This is a genomic window from Pseudomonas sp. NY15356 (assembly GCF_048068175.1).
GTDB lineage: Bacteria > Pseudomonadota > Gammaproteobacteria > Pseudomonadales > Pseudomonadaceae > Aquipseudomonas > Aquipseudomonas putida_K.
The window spans coordinates 73,028-89,534 of sequence record NZ_JBLUPW010000008.1 but is presented as its reverse complement, the minus strand read 5'-3'; the positions used below and the strand labels follow the sequence as shown (position 1 = coordinate 89,534).

The 16,507-nt window shown below is 65.6% G+C and carries 14 protein-coding genes; 10 read left to right on the top strand and 4 right to left on the bottom strand.

From position 1 onward, the window contains the following. Nucleotides 1-137 precede the first annotated feature (137 nt). From ACNFCI_RS08895 to ACNFCI_RS08855, 9 genes are all read left to right on the top strand, one after another. Entirely contained in the window at nucleotides 138-1,160 is a 1,023-nt protein-coding gene (locus tag ACNFCI_RS08895; protein ID WP_368830189.1) for a LacI family DNA-binding transcriptional regulator, read from the top strand. Nucleotides 1,161-1,241: 81 nt separating this feature from the next. Continuing rightward, nucleotides 1,242-2,012: a sugar phosphate isomerase/epimerase family protein gene (locus ACNFCI_RS08890; protein ID WP_368830188.1), complete on the top strand. Its 771-nt coding sequence runs from the start codon at nucleotides 1,242-1,244 to the stop codon at nucleotides 2,010-2,012. Beyond that, complete coding sequence (locus ACNFCI_RS08885) at nucleotides 2,005-2,958, top strand: sugar kinase (RefSeq protein ID WP_368830187.1); 954 nt, start codon at nucleotides 2,005-2,007, stop codon at nucleotides 2,956-2,958. Before ACNFCI_RS08890 ends, ACNFCI_RS08885 begins: the two co-directional genes overlap by 8 nt. A 64-nt stretch (nucleotides 2,959-3,022) precedes the next feature. After that, nucleotides 3,023-4,300, top strand: a complete 1,278-nt coding sequence (locus ACNFCI_RS08880; protein WP_368830186.1) for an MFS transporter — start codon at nucleotides 3,023-3,025, stop codon at nucleotides 4,298-4,300. A gap of 9 nt (nucleotides 4,301-4,309) precedes the next feature. Beyond that, the gene (locus ACNFCI_RS08875; protein WP_368830185.1) at nucleotides 4,310-5,296 is read left to right on the top strand and encodes a 2-hydroxyacid dehydrogenase; all 987 of its coding nucleotides are present in this window, start codon (nucleotides 4,310-4,312) and stop codon (nucleotides 5,294-5,296) included. Between the two features lie 268 nt (nucleotides 5,297-5,564). Next, the gene (locus ACNFCI_RS08870) at nucleotides 5,565-6,317 is read left to right on the top strand and encodes a gluconate 2-dehydrogenase subunit 3 family protein (protein ID WP_368830184.1); all 753 of its coding nucleotides are present in this window, start codon (nucleotides 5,565-5,567) and stop codon (nucleotides 6,315-6,317) included. Between the two features lie 3 nt (nucleotides 6,318-6,320). After that, nucleotides 6,321-8,108 (top strand): GMC family oxidoreductase, encoded by a 1,788-nt coding sequence (locus ACNFCI_RS08865; protein ID WP_084858270.1) that lies wholly within the window; start codon nucleotides 6,321-6,323, stop codon nucleotides 8,106-8,108. A gap of 10 nt (nucleotides 8,109-8,118) precedes the next feature. Further along, nucleotides 8,119-9,432 carry a c-type cytochrome gene (locus tag ACNFCI_RS08860; RefSeq protein WP_368830183.1) on the top strand — a complete coding sequence of 438 codons (1,314 nt, stop codon included), beginning with the start codon at nucleotides 8,119-8,121 and terminating at the stop codon, nucleotides 9,430-9,432. A gap of 201 nt (nucleotides 9,433-9,633) precedes the next feature. After that, entirely contained in the window at nucleotides 9,634-10,632 is a 999-nt protein-coding gene (locus ACNFCI_RS08855; RefSeq protein ID WP_084858268.1) for a sensor domain-containing diguanylate cyclase, read from the top strand. Between the two features lie 223 nt (nucleotides 10,633-10,855). Here the strand turns inward: ACNFCI_RS08855 and lpdA are convergent, their stop codons facing one another. The 4 genes from lpdA to ACNFCI_RS08835 are packed head-to-tail and all read right to left on the bottom strand — an operon-like array spanning nucleotide 10,856 to nucleotide 15,808. Further along, complete coding sequence (lpdA, locus tag ACNFCI_RS08850; RefSeq protein WP_084858267.1) at nucleotides 10,856-12,235, bottom strand: dihydrolipoyl dehydrogenase; 1,380 nt, start codon at nucleotides 12,233-12,235, stop codon at nucleotides 10,856-10,858. 2 nt (nucleotides 12,236-12,237) lie between these two features. Next, the gene (locus tag ACNFCI_RS08845) at nucleotides 12,238-13,515 is read right to left on the bottom strand and encodes a dihydrolipoamide acetyltransferase family protein (protein WP_368830297.1); all 1,278 of its coding nucleotides are present in this window, start codon (nucleotides 13,513-13,515) and stop codon (nucleotides 12,238-12,240) included. Further along, nucleotides 13,516-14,574 carry an alpha-ketoacid dehydrogenase subunit beta gene (locus ACNFCI_RS08840; protein WP_084858265.1) on the bottom strand — a complete coding sequence of 353 codons (1,059 nt, stop codon included), beginning with the start codon at nucleotides 14,572-14,574 and terminating at the stop codon, nucleotides 13,516-13,518. Between the two features lies 1 nt (nucleotide 14,575). Beyond that, complete coding sequence (locus ACNFCI_RS08835) at nucleotides 14,576-15,808, bottom strand: 3-methyl-2-oxobutanoate dehydrogenase (2-methylpropanoyl-transferring) subunit alpha (protein ID WP_084858264.1); 1,233 nt, start codon at nucleotides 15,806-15,808, stop codon at nucleotides 14,576-14,578. Nucleotides 15,809-16,005: 197 nt separating this feature from the next. Here ACNFCI_RS08835 and bkdR point away from each other — a divergent pair, with 197 nt between their 5' ends. Further along, nucleotides 16,006-16,491: a Bkd operon transcriptional regulator BkdR gene (gene bkdR, locus ACNFCI_RS08830; protein WP_023381577.1), complete on the top strand. Its 486-nt coding sequence runs from the start codon at nucleotides 16,006-16,008 to the stop codon at nucleotides 16,489-16,491. The last annotated feature ends 16 nt before the right edge of the window (nucleotides 16,492-16,507 follow it).

Genomic DNA, 16,507 nt, shown 5'->3' with positions numbered 1-16,507 from the left:
CCGTGTGGCACTCGATCTCACAGACACCGAAGCTGCCTCGACACACGCCGCCCCTCTTGACGAAGCCCCGGTTCCCTGTTTTATTGAAACCGTTTTCATAACCCTGCCCACATAAGCGAATACAAGAAGGTCATCGGGTGGACAAGACGCTTTCCCAAGCCCGCACGCGGGTCACGATCAGTGAAGTGGCCCAGGCTGCCGGCGTTTCCAAGGCCACGGTCTCGCGCTATATCGGCGGCGACCGGCAACTGCTGGCCGATGCCACCGCCCAGCGCATCGAGGCGGTGATCGAGCAGCTCGGCTACCGCCCGAACCGCATGGCCAGCGCCCTCAAGCGCGGTCGTACGCGCCTGATCGGCATGCTCCTGGCCGATATCCGCAACCCCTATTCAGTGGCCGTGATGCACGGCGTCGAGACGGCCTGCCGCGAGCATGGCTACAGCCTGGTGGTGTGCAACACCGACTGCGACGACGACCAGGAGCGCCAGCACTTGCAGGCGTTGCAGGCCTACAACGTCGACGGCCTGATCGTGAATACCCTCGGCCACCATGCCGGCGAACTGGCCAGCCTGGCCCAGGAACTGCCCATGGTACTGGTGGATCGCCAACTGGCCGAGCTGCAGACCGACTTGGTGGGCCTGGACAATGCCGATGCCGTCGAGCAGGCCCTGGACCATCTGCACGCCTGCGGTTACCGCGACATCCTCGCCGTCAGCGAACCCCTCGACGGCACCAGTTCGCGTCAGGAGCGGGTGGCCGCTTTCCAGGCCGCCATCGCCCGACGGCCTGGGCTGCGCGGCCAGGTGCTGGAAGTGAGCGCCAACCTGCCTGTGCAACTGGCGGCGTTCCTGGCCAGCGCTGGCCATGGCCCCCAGGCCCTGTTCAGCTGCAACGGCGTGGCGACCCTGGAGGTGATGCGTCACCTGCATGGGCGCGGTGAACAGCTGTTCCAGCAACTGGGTCTGGTGGCCCTCGACGACCTGGACTGGTACCCCTTGGTCGGTGGCGGTATCACGGCCCTTGCTCAGCCCACCGAACGCATCGCTGCCGCAGCGGTCCAGTGCCTGCTGGAGCGTCTGCAAGGCAGCCAGTTGCCGGCACGTAGGCTTGACTTGCGCGCCCAGCTCATCGTGCGAGGCTCCACCCCGATACGCAGTTGAATGCAGCGCGGCCCGCGAGTCGCGCTGTTTTTTGCGTGGAAATGAAACCGGTTTCATCTGACAAGAACAAGGACAACGACGATGCATGCGAACCCTGTTTCCATCAGCCTGTCGAGCTTCGGCGCCGATACCGTGAAGCGCCGTGGCCAGGTCACCTATCTGCCGCTGTTGGCGCAAGCCGGTGCGCGTCGCGTGGAGTGGCGTGAAGAACTGTTCGACACCTGGCCTGATGCCGACACCTTGGCCAAGGCCAGTGTCAAGCTGGGGCTGGAAAGCCTGTTTTCCACGCCTCTGGAGTTGTGGCGCGAAGACGGCAGCCTGGAGCCGGTGGTGGCCGAGCGGCTGGACATGGCCGAGCGGATCGGTGCAGTGGCATTGAAAGTATCCCTTGGCCATTACCACGACACCTGCGACCTGCATGCCCTGCGGCCGTTGCTTGGGCGCAGGGCGGCACTGTTCGTCGAGAACGACCAGACGCCCCAGGGCGGGCGCCTGGCCCCCCTGCAGCGATTCTTCGAGCGTGCCGCCGCCCTCGACCTGGCGCCGGGCATGACCTTCGACATCGGCAACTGGTACTGGCAGGGCGAGTCGCCCCTGCAGGCTGCACAGGCGCTGGGCCGGTGGGTGCATTACGTGCACTGCAAGGCCGTCACCCGGCGTGACGACGGGCGCCTGGTGGCAGTGCCGCCGCAGGCAGCGGACCTGGCGGCCTGGCGGCAGCTGATGAGCCACTTCATGCCTGGCGTGCCCCGGGCCATCGAGTATCCATTGGTCGACGACGATCTGTTGGCCTACACCCGCCAGCAGGTCCAGCACCTGGCTGTGCTCGAGGCGGAGGTCCACCATGGCTGAACATGATGTGCTCTGCTTCGGTGAAACCATGGCCATGTTCGTGGCCGAGCAGTGCGGCGACCTGGCCCAGGTGGCAGGCTTCGGCAAGCGCATTGCCGGTGCCGACAGCAACGTGGCCATCGGCCTGGCGCGTCTGGGCCTGCGGGTGAACTGGCTGAGCCGGGTGGGCGACGATTCGCTGGGCGCCTTCGTGCTTGCCAGCCTGCGTGGCGAAGGCCTGGACTGTGCCCGTGTCGAAATCGACCCCGCATACCCCACGGGCTTCCAGCTCAAGGCACGTTGCGACGATGGCAGCGACCCGCAAGTGGAATATTTCCGCCGAGGCTCGGCCGCCAGCCGCATGTCGCCGGCGCAGCTGTGCCCGGAGCTGCTGGATGCCCGCCACCTGCATGCCACAGGCATCGTGCCGGCATTGTCGGCGTCGTGCCGCGACCTGTCCCGGCAGTTGCTCGAGGCCATGCGCGCCAACGGCCGCAGCATCTCCTTCGACCCCAACCTGCGCCCATCGCTATGGCCTAACCGGCAAACCATGGTCCAGGAAATCAATGCCCTGGCGTTCAAGGCCGACTGGGTGCTGCCAGGGCTGGAAGAGGGACGCCTGCTCACCGGTCGACAAACCCCTGAAGCCATTGCCGGTTTCTACCTGGAGCACGGCGTGCAATGCGTGGCCATCAAACTGGGCGCCGAGGGGGCGTACCTGCGTGATGCCCGCGGTGCCGAAGGGGTGGTCGCGCCCTGTCCCGTGGCGCAGGTGGTGGACACGGTAGGGGCGGGCGACGCCTTCGCCGTGGGTGTGGTCAGCGCCTTGCTCGAAGGCCATGACCTGCGCCGCGCCGTGGCTCGCGGCAACTGGTGCGGCAGCCGTGCGGTGCAATCACGCGGCGACATGGAAGGCCTGCCGCAGCGCCATGAATTGGATGCCTACGAAGACCGCTTCGGCGGTTGAACCGAACCTGCCGGCCTGGCCGGTACCTGTTGCAACAAGAACAACAAGCTCAGGAGATACAACCATGCAGATCGACCGACTTGCCCCAAGACGCTGGTGGTACATCATGCCCATCGTCTTCATCACCTACAGCCTGGCCTATCTTGACCGTGCCAACTACGGCTTTGCCGCCGCTTCGGGCATGGCCGATGACCTGCACATCACCCCGGCCTTGTCGTCCCTGCTCGGGGCGCTGTTCTTCCTGGGCTACTTCTTCTTCCAGGTACCCGGTGCCATCTATGCCGAAAAACGCAGCGTCAAGAAGCTGATCTTCGTCAGCCTGATCCTCTGGGGCGGCCTGGCCACGCTCACCGGCATGGTGCAGAACGTGTCGCTGCTGATCGCCATCCGCTTCCTGCTGGGGGTGGTGGAGGCTGCAGTGATGCCGGCCATGCTGATCTACCTCTGCCACTGGTTCACCCGCGCCGAGCGCTCGCGGGCCAACACCTTCCTGATCCTCGGCAACCCAGTGACCATCCTGTGGATGTCGGTGGTGTCCGGGTACCTGGTCAAGCATTTCGACTGGCGCTGGATGTTCATCATCGAGGGCCTGCCGGCGGTGCTGTGGGCATTCATCTGGTGGCGCCTGGTGGACGATCGCCCGGAGCAGGCCAACTGGCTGAAGGCACAGGAGAAAACCGCGCTGCGCGAGGCCCTGGCCGCCGAGCAACAGGGCATCAAACCGGTGAAGAACTACCGCGAGGCGTTCCGTTCGCCCAAGGTGATCATCCTGTCGTTGCAGTACTTCTGCTGGAGCATCGGTGTCTATGGCTTCGTGCTCTGGTTGCCATCGATTCTCAAGCAAGCTGCGGCGCTGGATATCGTCACGGCCGGCTGGCTGTCGGCGGTGCCGTACCTGGGCGCGGTGCTGGCCATGCTCGGGGTGTCCTGGGCATCCGACCGCATGCAAAAGCGCAAGCGTTTCGTCTGGCCGCCGCTGCTGATCGCTGCCCTGGCCTTCTACGGCTCCTACATCCTCGGCACCGAGCATTTCTGGTGGTCGTACACCCTGCTGGTGATCGCCGGTGCCTGCATGTACGCCCCCTACGGCCCGTTCTTCGCCATCGTGCCGGAACTGCTGCCCAGCAACGTCGCCGGTGGCGCCATGGCCCTGATCAACAGCATGGGCGCGCTGGGCTCGTTCTCCGGCTCCTGGCTGGTGGGCTACCTCAACGGTGTCACCGGCGGCCCGGGGGCTTCCTATCTGTTCATGTGCGGCGCACTGCTGGTAGCGGTGGCCCTGACCGCCGTGCTCAACCCTTCGCAACAGGCACGGCGCCAACAGCTGGCGCCGAGCCAATAGGTATCGACCATGAAAAAACGCATCGTCTTGTACAAACGTTTGTCCGATGAACTCATGCAGCGCCTGCAGACCCATGCCGAGGTGACCCTGGTCGAGGCGCCGGCGGCCGATGGCCTGGCGCGCCTGCGGGCGGCCTTGCCGGGCGCTCATGGCCTGCTCGGTGCCAGCCTGCGTCTGGATGGCGAGCTGCTGGGCCTGGCGCCGCAGCTGGAGGTGGTCTCCAGCGTCTCGGTGGGCGTGGACAACTACGACATCGGCGAGCTCGACCGCCGCGGCGTGTTGCTGACCAATACCCCCGACGTGCTCACCGAAACCACTGCCGACACCGGTTTCGCCCTGCTGATGGCTTGTGCCCGGCGGGTGGTGGAACTCGACGGCTGGATTCGCAACGGCCATTGGCAGGCCGGCATCGGCCCGGCCCAGTTCGGTTGCGATGTGCACGGCAAGACGCTGGGCATCGTCGGCCTGGGGCGCATAGGCGAAGCCCTGGCCCGTCGGGCCCACGCAGGGTTCGGCATGCAGGTGCTGTATCACACCCGCCAGCCACGGCCCGAAGTGGAAGCGCGCTATGGGGCGCGTCACCGCAGCCTCGAGGCCTTGCTGGCCGAGTCCGATTTCGTCTGCCTGTGCGTGCCGCTGAATGCGCAGACGCAGAACCTCATCGGCGAACGTGAGCTGGCGCTGATGAAGCCCTCGGCGATCCTGGTGAACATCGCCCGTGGTCGTGTGCTGGACGAGGCGGCCCTGCTGCAGGCCCTGCGCGAGCGGCGTATCCGTGGCGCGGGCCTGGACGTATTCGTCCGCGAACCGCTGCCGGCCAACTCACCCTTGCTGCAACTGGACAACCTGGTGGTGACCCCGCACATCGGCTCGGCCACCCACGAAACCCGTGAGGCCATGGCCCGTTGTGCGGTGGACAACCTGCTCGCCGCCCTGGCGGGTGAAAAACCGGCCAACCTGGTGAATCCCATTGCTTGGGAGCGCAGGGCCGGATAGCGCACTGCCAGGTCCTATCGCTGGCAAGCCAGCCCCCACAGGTATGGCGGTGTCTTTGCAACAGCGCAGGACAGGTGGGAGCCGGCTTGCCGGCGATTGGGCCGGCACAGCCTTTTGCAGGGCAAAGGCTGGCCCTTGATCGCCGGCAAGCCGGCTCCCACAGAAACAGCACTGTCTATGCTTTCCCGACAAAACAACAACAGCCCCGCACGAACGGAGCGAATGCCATGTATGACCTGATTGACCTGTCAAAGAAGAGGCCAAAGCCATGTCCAACGACGAACCTGCCTTCGCGCACCCGGCGCGCCGCGAGTTCCTGCGCAAGTCACTGACCCTCATTCCGGTGGCCACCCTCGCCAGCACCGGCATGGGCAGCGCAGTGCTTGCCGAAACCACTACCCCCGCACCCGCCAAGGACCCCGAACAGGGCAGGGCGCCCGCCCGCGCCTACCAACCGACCTTCTTCAATGCCGAAGAGTGGGCGTTCATCTCCGCTGCGGTCGCGGTGCTCATTCCCGCCGACGCGCTCGGCCCCGGTGCGGTAGAAGCCGGTGTACCGGAATTCATCGACCGCCAGCTCAATACCCGCTACGGCAGCGGTGGCCTGTGGTACATGCAGGGCCCCTTCCATCCGGACGCCCCGGCCGAGTTGGGCTACCAGCTCAAGCTCAGCCCCCAGGAGATCTACCGGCTGGGTATCCAGGAAACCGACGCCTGGTGCAAGGCGCAGTGGAACAAGCCGTTCGCCCAGCTGGACCCGGCCCAACAGCAGCAAGCTCTGGAGGCCCTGGACAGCGGCAAGGCGGCCCTGGCCTCGGTGCCTGCCGTCACCTTCTTCGCCATGCTCTGGCTCAACACCCGCGAAGGGTTCTTCAGCGACCCGCTGCACGGTGGCAACCAAGGCCTGGCTGGCTGGAAACTGATCGGCTTCCCCGGCGCGCGCGCCGATTTCATGGATTGGGTGGAACGCGACGAGCGCTATCCCTTCCCTCCGGTATCCATCATTGGCGAGCGAGGTTGAGCGATGGCCCAGGTGATGAAGAAAGTCGATGCGGTCATCGTCGGGTTCGGCTGGACCGGCGCGATCATGGCCAAGGAACTGACCGAGGCAGGCCTGCAGGTGGTCGCCCTGGAGCGGGGCCCAGCGCGTGACACCTACCCGGACGGTGTCTACCCGCAGACCATGGACGAGCTGACCTACAACTCGCGCAAGAAACTGTTCATGGACATTTCCCGCGAGACCGTGACCCTGCGTCACAGCCTGAACGATGTGGCCGTGCCGTACCGCCAGTTCGGCGCCTTCCTGCCTGGCACGGGCACCGGCGGGGCCGGGCTGCACTGGTCGGGCGTGCATTTTCGCGTCGACCCGATGGAGCTGCGCATGCGCAGCCACTATGAGGAACGCTATGGCAAGGCCTTCATCCCCGAAGGCATGACCATCCAGGATTTCGGCGTCAGCTACGAAGAGCTGGAACCGTACTTCGATTTCGCCGAAAAAGTCTTCGGCACCTCCGGCACCGCCTGGTCGATCAAGGGGCAGGTGGTGGGCCGCGACAAGGGCGGCAACCCGTTCTCCCCGGACCGCTCCGATGATTTCCCGCTGCCGGCGCAGAAGAACACCGTCTCGGCGCAGCTGTTCGAGAAGGCGGCCCGCGAGGTCGGCTACCACCCCTACAATTTGCCGTCGGCCAACACCTCCGGGCCCTACACCAACCCCTACGGGGCACAGATGGGCCCGTGCAATTTCTGCGGCTACTGCAGCGGCTATGCCTGCTACATGTATTCCAAGGCCTCGCCCAACGTGAACATCCTGCCGGCCCTGCGCCAAGTGCCGAACTTCGAGCTGCGCAACAATGCCCATGTGTTGCGGGTCAACCTCAATGCCGAGAAGAACCTGGCCACCGGCGTGACCTACGTCGATGCCCAGGGGCGCGAGGTGGAACAGCCGGCGGACCTGGTGATCCTCGGTGCCTTCCAGTTCAACAACGTGCGCCTGATGCTGCTTTCGGGCATCGGCAAACCCTACGACCCGGTCAGCAACCAGGGTGTGGTGGGGCGTAACTTCGCCTTCCAGAACCTGTCCACGGTGAGCGCTTTCTTCGACAAGAACAGCCACCACACCAACCCCTTCATCGGCGCTGGCGGCAATGGCGTGGCGGTGGACGATTTCAATGCCGACAACTTCGACCATGGCCCGCTCGGCTTCGTCGGCGGCTCGCCGTTCTGGGTCAACCAGGCGGGCACCAAGCCCATCTCCGGCACCAAGACCCCGCCAGGCACGCCCAAGTGGGGCAGTGCCTGGAAGGCCGCGGTGGCGGACAGCTACAGCCACATGCTGTCGATGGATGCCCATGGCGCGCACCAGTCCTACCGCGACAACTACCTGGACCTGGACCCGGTGTACAAGGACGCCTATGGCCTGCCGCTGCTGCGCATGACCTTCGACTGGAAGGACAACGACGTGAAGATGAACCGCTTCATGGTCGAGCAGATGCGCAAGATCGCCGAAGCCATGGGGCCCAAGGCGATCGCCGCGTCGATGAAGGCGTTCGGTCAGCACTTCGATGCCACCGTGTACCAGACCACCCACCTCAACGGCGGCGCGATCATGGGCACCGACCCCAAGACCAGTGCCATCAACCGCTACCTGCAGAGCTGGGACGTGCACAACGTCTTCGTGCCGGGCGCCTCGGCGTTTCCCCAGGGGCTGGGCTACAACCCCACCGGGTTGGTGGCGGCGCTGACTTACTGGTCGGCGCGGGCCATTCGCGAGCAGTACCTGAAGAACCCAGGTCCACTGGTGCAGGCATAGGAGGCCGACCATGAAACGACTGTTGACCGCCGCCCTCTGCCTGGGCGCCAGTACCCTGCTGCATGCCGCCGACGCGGCCGACCCGGCCCTGGTCAAGAAGGGCGAATACCTGGCCCGCGCCGGCGACTGCGTGGCCTGCCATACCGCCAAGGGCGGCAAGCCGTTCGCCGGCGGCCTGCCCATGGAGACCCCCATCGGCACGCTCTATTCCACCAACATCACCCCGGACCCGAGCGGCATCGGCGACTACAGCTACGAAGACTTCGAGCGCGCCGTACGCCAGGGCATCGGGCTCGATGGCAGCACTCTGTATCCGGCCATGCCATACCCGTCCTATGCGCGGGTCAGCGACGAGGACATGCAGGCGCTCTATGCCTACTTCATGCACGGCGTGCAGCCGGTGGAGCAGGCCAACAAGGAGAGTGACATCCCCTGGCCGCTGAGCATGCGCTGGCCGCTGGCGTTCTGGCGCGGGCTGTTCGCGCCTGAGGTCAAGCCGTTCGAGGCCGGTGGGCGTGACCCGGTGGTGGCCCGCGGGGCCTATCTGGTCGAGGGCCTGGGCCATTGTGGCGCCTGCCATACGCCACGGGCGTTGACCATGCAGGAAAAAGCGCTGGATGCCGACGACGGCGATGCCTACCTGGCCGGCAGCGCGCCGCTGGAAGGCTGGGTCGCCAAGAGCCTGCGGGGCGATCACAAAGATGGCCTGGGCAGCTGGAGCGAGGCGCAGATCGTGGCCTTCCTCAAGACCGGGCGCAACGAGCGCACGGCGGTCTTCGGCGGCATGAGCGATGTGGTCGAACACAGCATGCAGTACATGAGCGACGCCGACCTCAGCGCCATCGCCCGCTACCTGAAGACCTTGCCGCCGGTGAACCCGGACGACAAGCCGTTCCAGGAGGACCGCCAGGTCGCCGATGCGTTGTGGAAGGGCGACGATGCCAAGCCCGGTGCCGCGCTCTACGTGGACAACTGCGCTGCTTGCCACCGCACCGATGGCAAGGGCTACGCGCGGGTGTTCCCGGCCCTTGCCGGCAACCCGGTGCTGCAGGGCGAGGATGCCACTTCGCTGATCCACATCGTGCTCGAAGGCGGCACCTTGCCTGCAACGCAGACGGCGCCGTCGACCTTCACCATGCCGGCCTTCGCCTGGCGGATGAACGACCAGCAAGTGGCCGATGTGGTCAACTTCATCCGCAGCAGCTGGGGCAACCAGGCCGGTGCGGTGACCGCAGCCCAGGTGGCGAGCCTGCGCAAGCAGCCGGCGCCTGTGCTCAAGGCCGAGTCGTTGATCGGTGATACCACGGGGATCGAGGAACCTTGAACCTTGAGGGCCGCCGGCGCGGCCCCTTCGCGGTACAAGGCCGCTCCTACACAGGGTGGGGAGTGGCCTGGGCCGCAGTTCCATGAACGTTACAGGTATACAGGCTTGGGCTCGCAAAGGCACGAAAGCGGCCTGCCGGGCTATCCGCAGGGCTGTGCGGTGCAGCTATGCTTGCCACCGAGGGGAGCCAGGGAGCGTGTCATGAGTCAGGAGCCAAAGCCGGTGCCCGCCGGTTTCAGCGAGCAGCAGCTGCATACCTTGTTCGAGCTGATCAGCGATGGTATCTGGGATTGGGATGCCAATTCCGGGTACGTCTACCGCAACCCCGGCTGGTACGCCATGCTCGGCTACGAAAGCCATTCCATGGCCAACACCGTGCTCACCTGGGAAAGCGTCATCCACCCGGAGGACTACCCCCGGGTAATGGCCCACTTCGAGGCCTACATCAACCAGCGCAACGAGCGCTACCGCATCGAATACCGTTGCCGTTGCCAGGACGGCAGTTACCTGTGGATCGAGGACAGCGGCCATATCATCGCCCGCAACGAGGATGGCTCGGTGGCGCGCATGCTCGGCGCGCACCGCAACATCGATGCCGGCAAGCGCCTGGTGATCGAGCTGCAGCAGAAGAACCAGTCCCTGGAAACCCTGGTAGCCGAGCGCACCCGGGAGCTGTCGTGGGTCAACCAGCAACTGCAACGCCAGCTCGATGAGAACCTGGAGCTTGCCGAGCGCGACGCGCTGACCCGCACTGCCAACCGCTATCGCCTGGAGAAGACCCTGCAGCAGGAATGCGAACGGGCCCGGCGTTTCCGCCAGCCGTTGTCGCTGATCGTCATGGACGTAGACGACTTCAAGCCGATCAACGACCGCCACGGCCATGCCCGCGGGGATGCGGCGCTGGTGGAGGTGGTCGAATGCATCCGGGGTTGTCTGCGCCCTCAGGACCTGCTGGCGCGCTGGGGGGGGGACGAGTTCGTCGCCGTGTTGCCGCAAACGCCGGTGGAGCAGGCATTGGAGATTTCAGGCGCGATCCGCCAGGCCATGGAAGCGGTGGAGCCGATCGGCGATTGCCGGTTGACCATGAGCTTCGGCGTGGTGCGCTGGCAGGAGGATGAAGACCAGCACGACCTGCTGGCGCGGGCCGACCGGGCGCTGTACCGGGCCAAGGCTGCGGGCAAGAACACCATTTTCGAATGAGCTGCAGCCGACCCCTGTAGGAGCGGGCTTGCCCCGCGATCGGGCGCGAAGCGGCCGTATAATCAGCCAACTCAATACCAGGGTTTACCGGATTTGCGGCCGCTTCGCGCCCGATCGCGGGGCAAGCCCGCTCCTACAGGGGGGCAAGCCTTGCAAAGCCGGACAAAAAAGACCCGCGGCGCCTGGGGCGCAGCGGGTCAAATCGGCCGTCGCCGCTTCAGTGTCAGATATGCAGGGCGTGGCCCAAGGCACGCAGGGCCGCCTCCTGGACCGTTTCGCCCAGGGTCGGGTGGGCATGGATGGTGCCGGCGACATCCTCCAGCCGTGCGCCCATCTCCAGGGATTGGGCGAAGGCAGTGGACAACTCCGAGACCGCCACCCCTACGGCCTGCCAGCCGAGGATCAGGTGGTTGTCACGGCGGGCCACCACGCGCACGAAGCCGCTTTTCGCTTCCAGGGTCATGGCCCGGCCGTTGGCGGCGAAGGGGAACTGCGCGACGATGCAATCCAGGCCTTGCTGGCTGGCTTGCTCCGGGGTCTTGCCGACCACCACCACTTCCGGGTCGGTGAAGCACACCGCGGCAATTGCAGCCGGCTCGAAACGCCGTGCCTTGCCGGCGATGATTTCCGCCACCATTTCGCCCTGGGCCATGGCGCGGTGCGCCAACATCGGCTCGCCGGCCACATCGCCAATGGCCCAGACGTTGCGCATGCTGGTCTGGCAGCGTTCATCGATGGCCACTGCCGCACCGTTCATCTTCAGGTCCAGGCATTCAAGGTTGAAGCCCTGGGTGCGCGGACGACGACCGACCGCGACCAGCACCTGGTCGGCCTCCAGGCGCAGTTGCCCGCCCTGGCCGTCGTTGGCCAGCAGGCAACCGTTCTCGTAGCCTTCGACGCTGTGACCCAGGTACAGGGCGATGCCCAGTTTCTTCACCGACTCGGCCACCGGCTGGGTCAGCTCGGCGTCGTAGGTCGGCAGGATGCGCTCGCGGGCTTCCACCACGCTGACCTGCACACCGAGCTTGCGGTAGGCAATGCCCAGCTCCAGGCCGATATAGCCGCCACCAACCACCACCAGATGCTGGGGCAGGGCCTTGGGCGCCAGGGCCTCGGTGGAAGAGATCACCGGGCCGCCCAGCGGCAGCATCGGCAGTTCCACGCTGGTGGAGCCGGTGGCCAGCAGCAGGTGTTCGCACTGGATACGCTGGCCATCGACCTCGACGTTCTTGCCGTCGAGAATCCTGGCCCAGCCGTGGATCACCTTCACGCCGTTCTTCTTCAGCAGTGCGGCGACACCGCTGGTCAGGCGATCGACGATGCCGTCCTTCCAGGCCACGCTGCGGGTGATGTCCAGGCGCGGTGCGGACACGCTGATGCCCAGGGGGGAGGTGTCATCGAGGCGGCTGGCCTGATGGAACTGCTCGGCCACGTGGATCAGCGCCTTGGACGGGATGCAGCCGATGTTCAGGCAGGTGCCGCCCAGCGCCTGGCCTTCGACCAGCACGGTGGGGATGCCCAGCTGGCCGGCGCGAATGGCGGCGATGTAGCCGCCAGGGCCGCCACCGATGATCAGCAGGGTGGTATTGAGGATCTGTTGCATGCTCACTCCACGAACAGGCAGGCGGGCTGTTCCAGCAGGCCACGTACGGCCTGGATGAACAGGGCGGCATCCATGCCATCGACCACACGGTGGTCGAAGGAACTGGACAGGTTCATCATCTTGCGCACGACGATCTGGCCGTCGATCACCACCGGTCGTTCGACCATGCGGTTGACCCCGACGATGGCCACTTCCGGCGTGTTGACCACTGGCGTGCTGGCGATACCGCCCAGTGCGCCGAGGCTGGTCAAGGTGATGGTCGAGCCCGACAGCTCGTCGCGGCTGGCCTTGTTGTTGCGCGCGGCGTTGGCCAGGCGGGCGATCTCGGCGGCGTTGCTCCACAGGCTGCCGGCTTCGGCATGGCGCAACACCGGCACCATCAGGCCATTGTCGCCCTGGGTGGCGATGCCTACATGCACCGCGCCATGGCGGGTGATGACCTGGGCTTCGTCGTCATAGGTGGCGTTGATCTGCGGGAAATCGCGCAGGGCCACGACCATGGCGCGCACGATGAACGGCAGCAGGGTCAGCTTGCCGCGGCTTTCGCCGTGCTTCTGGTTGAGCTGCTGGCGCAGGGCTTCCAGGGCGGTGACGTCGATTTCCTCGACGTAGCTGAAATGGGCGACGCGGCGCTTGGCATCCTGCATGCGCTGGGCGATCTTGCGGCGCAGGCCGATGACCGGCACCTGCTCGCTGTCGGTACGCCTGGCGTAGCCGCTCGGCGCTTGGCCGGCGCTGCTGTGGGGCTTGCTGATGAACGCATCGAGGTCTTCATGCAGGATGCGCCCGGCCGGGCCGCTGCCATGCACGTAGCGCAGCTCGATACCGGCATCCAGGGCGCGCTTGCGCACGGCCGGGGAGGCCAGAGGCTTGTCGCTGGCCTGGCGCGGCACGATAGGCGCGGCAGTGCTGGTGCTGGCAGGCTGGCTGGCCATCACTTGAGGTGCGCTGCGCGGTGGCTCGGCGACCGGCGCCGGAGCAGGGGCCGCGACGGCTTCGACCGGCTTGGCCTGCGGCGCATCCACGTGGTTGCCGCCGCCTTCGACTTCGATGCGGATCAGCTCGCTGCCGACCGCCATCACCTCACCTGGCTGGCCGCCCAGGGCCAACACCTTGCCGCTGACCGGCGAAGGGATTTCCACGGTGGCTTTGTCGGTCATGACATCGGCCACCACTTGGTCCTCGGCGATCACATCGCCGACCTTGACGAACCATTCCACCAACTCGACCTGTGCGATGCCTTCGCCGATGTCCGGCATCTTGATGACGTGCGTGCCCATTCAGACCTCCATGACCCGTTTCAATGCCGCACCTACCCGCGAAGGGCCGGGGAAGTAGGCCCATTCCTGTGCGTGAGGGTAGGGGGTGTCCCAGCCAGTGACGCGCTCGATCGGCGCCTCGAGGTGATGGAAGCAATGCTCCTGGACCAGCGACACCAGTTCGGCGCCGAAACCGCAGGTACGGGTGGCCTCGTGGACCACCACGCAGCGGCCGGTCTTCTTGACCGACTCGACGATGGTGTCCAGGTCCAGCGGCCACAGGCTGCGCAGGTCGATGACCTCGGCGTCGACGCCGGTCTCCTCGGCGGCCACCTGGGACACGTACACCGTGGTGCCGTAGGTCAGCACGGTCACGTCGTTGCCTGGGCGAGCAATGGCAGCCTTGTCCAGCGGGACCTGGTAGTAGCCGTCGGGTACCGCGCTCTGCGGGTGCTTGGACCACGGCGTCACCGGGCGGTCGTGGTGGCCGTCGAACGGGCCGTTGTACAGGCGCTTGGGCTCCAGGAAGATCACCGGGTCGTCGCATTCGATGGCGGCGATCAGCAGGCCCTTGGCGTCATAGGGATTGGATGGCATCACCGTACGCAGGCCGCAGACCTGGGTGAACATCGCCTCCGGGCTCTGGCTGTGGGTCTGACCGCCGTAGATGCCGCCGCCACAGGGCATGCGCAAGGTCAGCGGGGCAGTGAACTGGCCGGCCGAACGGTAGCGCAGGCGGGCCATCTCCGAGACGATCTGGTCGGAGGCCGGGTAGAAGTAGTCGGCGAACTGGATCTCCACCACCGGGCGCAGGCCATAGGCGCCCATGCCCACGGCAGTGCCGACGATACCGCTCTCGGAAATCGGCGCGTCGAACACCCGCGACTTGCCGTACTTGGCCTGCAGGCCTTCGGTGCAACGGAACACGCCGCCGAAGTAGCCGACGTCCTGGCCGTAGATCACCACGTTGTCGTCGCGCTCGAGCATGATGTCCATGGCCGAGCGCAGGGCCTGGATCATGGTCATGGTGGTGGTGGACATGGCGGATTCCAGATGGATGCTGTTGTTGTGATCGTTCATCTCAGACCCCCAGTTCCTGGCGCTGGCGGCGCAGGTGTTCGGGCATTTCCTTGTACACGTCCTCGAACATCGAGGCGGCACTCGGGATGTGGCCATTGCCCAGGGTGCCGTACTGCTCGGCTTCCTTCTGGGCCTTGAGGATTTCGGCCTCGAGCTCGGCGGTGACCGCCTGGTGTTCTTCCTCGGACCAATGGCCGCTGGCGATCAGGTGCTGCTTCAGACGCGCGATCGGGTCGCCCAGTGGGAAGTGGCTCCAGTCGTCGGCCGGGCGGTACTTGGACGGGTCGTCGGAGGTCGAGTGCGGGCCTGCGCGGTAGGTGACCCATTCGATCAAGGTCGGGCCCAGGCCACGGCGGGCGCGTTCGGCGGCCCAGCGCGAGGCGGCGTAAACCGCGATGAAGTCGTTGCCGTCGACCCGCAGCGAAGCGATGCCGCAACCCACGCCACGGCCGGCGAAGGTGGTCGATTCACCCCCGGCGATGGCCTGGAAGGTGGAGATGGCCCATTGGTTGTTGACCACGTTGAGGATCACCGGGGCGCGGTAGACGTGGGCGAAGGTCAGGGCGGTGTGGAAGTCCGACTCGGCGGTGGCGCCGTCGCCGATCCAGGCCGAGGCGATCTTGGTGTCGCCCTTGATCGCCGAGGCCATGGCCCAGCCGACCGCCTGCACGAACTGGGTGGCCAGGTTGCCGCTGATGGTGAAGAAGCCGGCTTCGCGCACCGAGTACATGATCGGCAGCTGGCGGCCCTTGAGCGGGTCGCGCTCGTTGGACAGCAACTGGCAGATCATCTCGACCAGGGAGACGTCCCGGGCCATCAGAATGCTCTGCTGGCGATAGGTTGGGAAGCACATGTCGGTGTATTGCAGCGCCAGGGCCTGGGCACTGCCGATGGCTTCCTCGCCCAGGCTCTGCATGTAGAAGGACATCTTCTTCTGGCGCTGGGCGACGACCATGCGGTTGTCGAAGATCCGCGTCTTGAGCATGGCGCGCATGCCTTGGCGCAGGACCTGCGGGTCGATGTCCTCGGCCCAGGGGCCGACGGCGTTGCCGTGCTCGTCCAGGACGCGAATCAGGCTATAGGAGAGATCCGCGGTGTCGGCGGGCTCCACATCGACAGGAGGTTTACGGACAAGACCGGCGTCGTTCAGACGCAGGTAGGAAAAATCGGTCTGGCAGCCTGGCCGGCCGGTAGGCTCGGGCACATGCAGCTGCAGGGGGGCGTACTCGTTCATGCCTTTTACGCTCGCTCGAATGTTGTTTTTGTGAGCTTTGAAGCGGTCGCCGCTGAGTACCGGCTTGTGACTGGTAAGTCAGCGCTAAATACATCATAGGGGGATGGCCAGAGAATTTTTCTCTCAAGTTGATTGCCTTTGCCTGACGGGCCAGATAAACATTCCGCATAAACACAAAAAACCGGTGAATTTGTCTCATGCGCAAACTCGATCGTACGGATATTGGCATTCTCAACAGCCTCCAGGAAAACGCCCGCATCACCAACGCAGAGCTGGCCCGCTCGGTGAACCTGTCGCCGACGCCTTGCTTCAACCGGGTCAAGGCCATGGAGGAGCTGGGGGTGATCCGTCAGCAAGTGACCCTGCTGGCGCCCGAGGTGCTGGGGCTGGACGTGAACGTGTTCATCCATGTGAGCCTGGAGAAGCAGGTGGAGCAGTCGCTGCACCGCTTCGAGGAAGAAATCGCCGAGCGGCCCGAGGTGATGGAGTGCTACCTGATGACGGGCGATCCGGACTATCTGTTGCGAGTACTGTTGCCCAGCATCCAGGCGCTGGAACGATTCCTGGATTACCTGACGCGGTTGCCAGGGGTGGCCAACATCCGTTCCAGTTTCGCCTTGAAGCAGGTGCGCTACAAGACGGCCTTGCCACTGCCGGCCAATGGCATGACCTTGCGAGAGTAGCCGTCCGAGCACTATG

Excerpts from the sequence above, each read along its gene's own strand:
- ACNFCI_RS08890 (WP_368830188.1), top strand. The coding sequence starts at position 1,242 with ATGCATGCGAACCCTGTTTCCATCAGCCTGTCGAGCTTCGGCGCCGAT.
- ACNFCI_RS08885 (WP_368830187.1), top strand. The coding sequence starts at position 2,005 with ATGGCTGAACATGATGTGCTCTGCTTCGGTGAAACCATGGCCATGTTC.
- ACNFCI_RS08880 (WP_368830186.1), top strand. The coding sequence starts at position 3,023 with ATGCAGATCGACCGACTTGCCCCAAGACGCTGGTGGTACATCATGCCC.
- ACNFCI_RS08875 (WP_368830185.1), top strand. The coding sequence starts at position 4,310 with ATGAAAAAACGCATCGTCTTGTACAAACGTTTGTCCGATGAACTCATG.
- ACNFCI_RS08870 (WP_368830184.1), top strand. The coding sequence starts at position 5,565 with ATGTCCAACGACGAACCTGCCTTCGCGCACCCGGCGCGCCGCGAGTTC.
- ACNFCI_RS08865 (WP_084858270.1), top strand. The coding sequence starts at position 6,321 with ATGGCCCAGGTGATGAAGAAAGTCGATGCGGTCATCGTCGGGTTCGGC.
- ACNFCI_RS08860 (WP_368830183.1), top strand. The coding sequence starts at position 8,119 with ATGAAACGACTGTTGACCGCCGCCCTCTGCCTGGGCGCCAGTACCCTG.
- ACNFCI_RS08855 (WP_084858268.1), top strand. The coding sequence starts at position 9,634 with ATGAGTCAGGAGCCAAAGCCGGTGCCCGCCGGTTTCAGCGAGCAGCAG.
- lpdA (WP_084858267.1), bottom strand. The coding sequence starts at position 12,235 with ATGCAACAGATCCTCAATACCACCCTGCTGATCATCGGTGGCGGCCCT.
- ACNFCI_RS08845 (WP_368830297.1), bottom strand. The coding sequence starts at position 13,515 with ATGGGCACGCACGTCATCAAGATGCCGGACATCGGCGAAGGCATCGCA.
- ACNFCI_RS08840 (WP_084858265.1), bottom strand. The coding sequence starts at position 14,574 with ATGAACGATCACAACAACAGCATCCATCTGGAATCCGCCATGTCCACC.
- ACNFCI_RS08835 (WP_084858264.1), bottom strand. The coding sequence starts at position 15,808 with ATGAACGAGTACGCCCCCCTGCAGCTGCATGTGCCCGAGCCTACCGGC.
- bkdR (WP_023381577.1), top strand. The coding sequence starts at position 16,006 with ATGCGCAAACTCGATCGTACGGATATTGGCATTCTCAACAGCCTCCAG.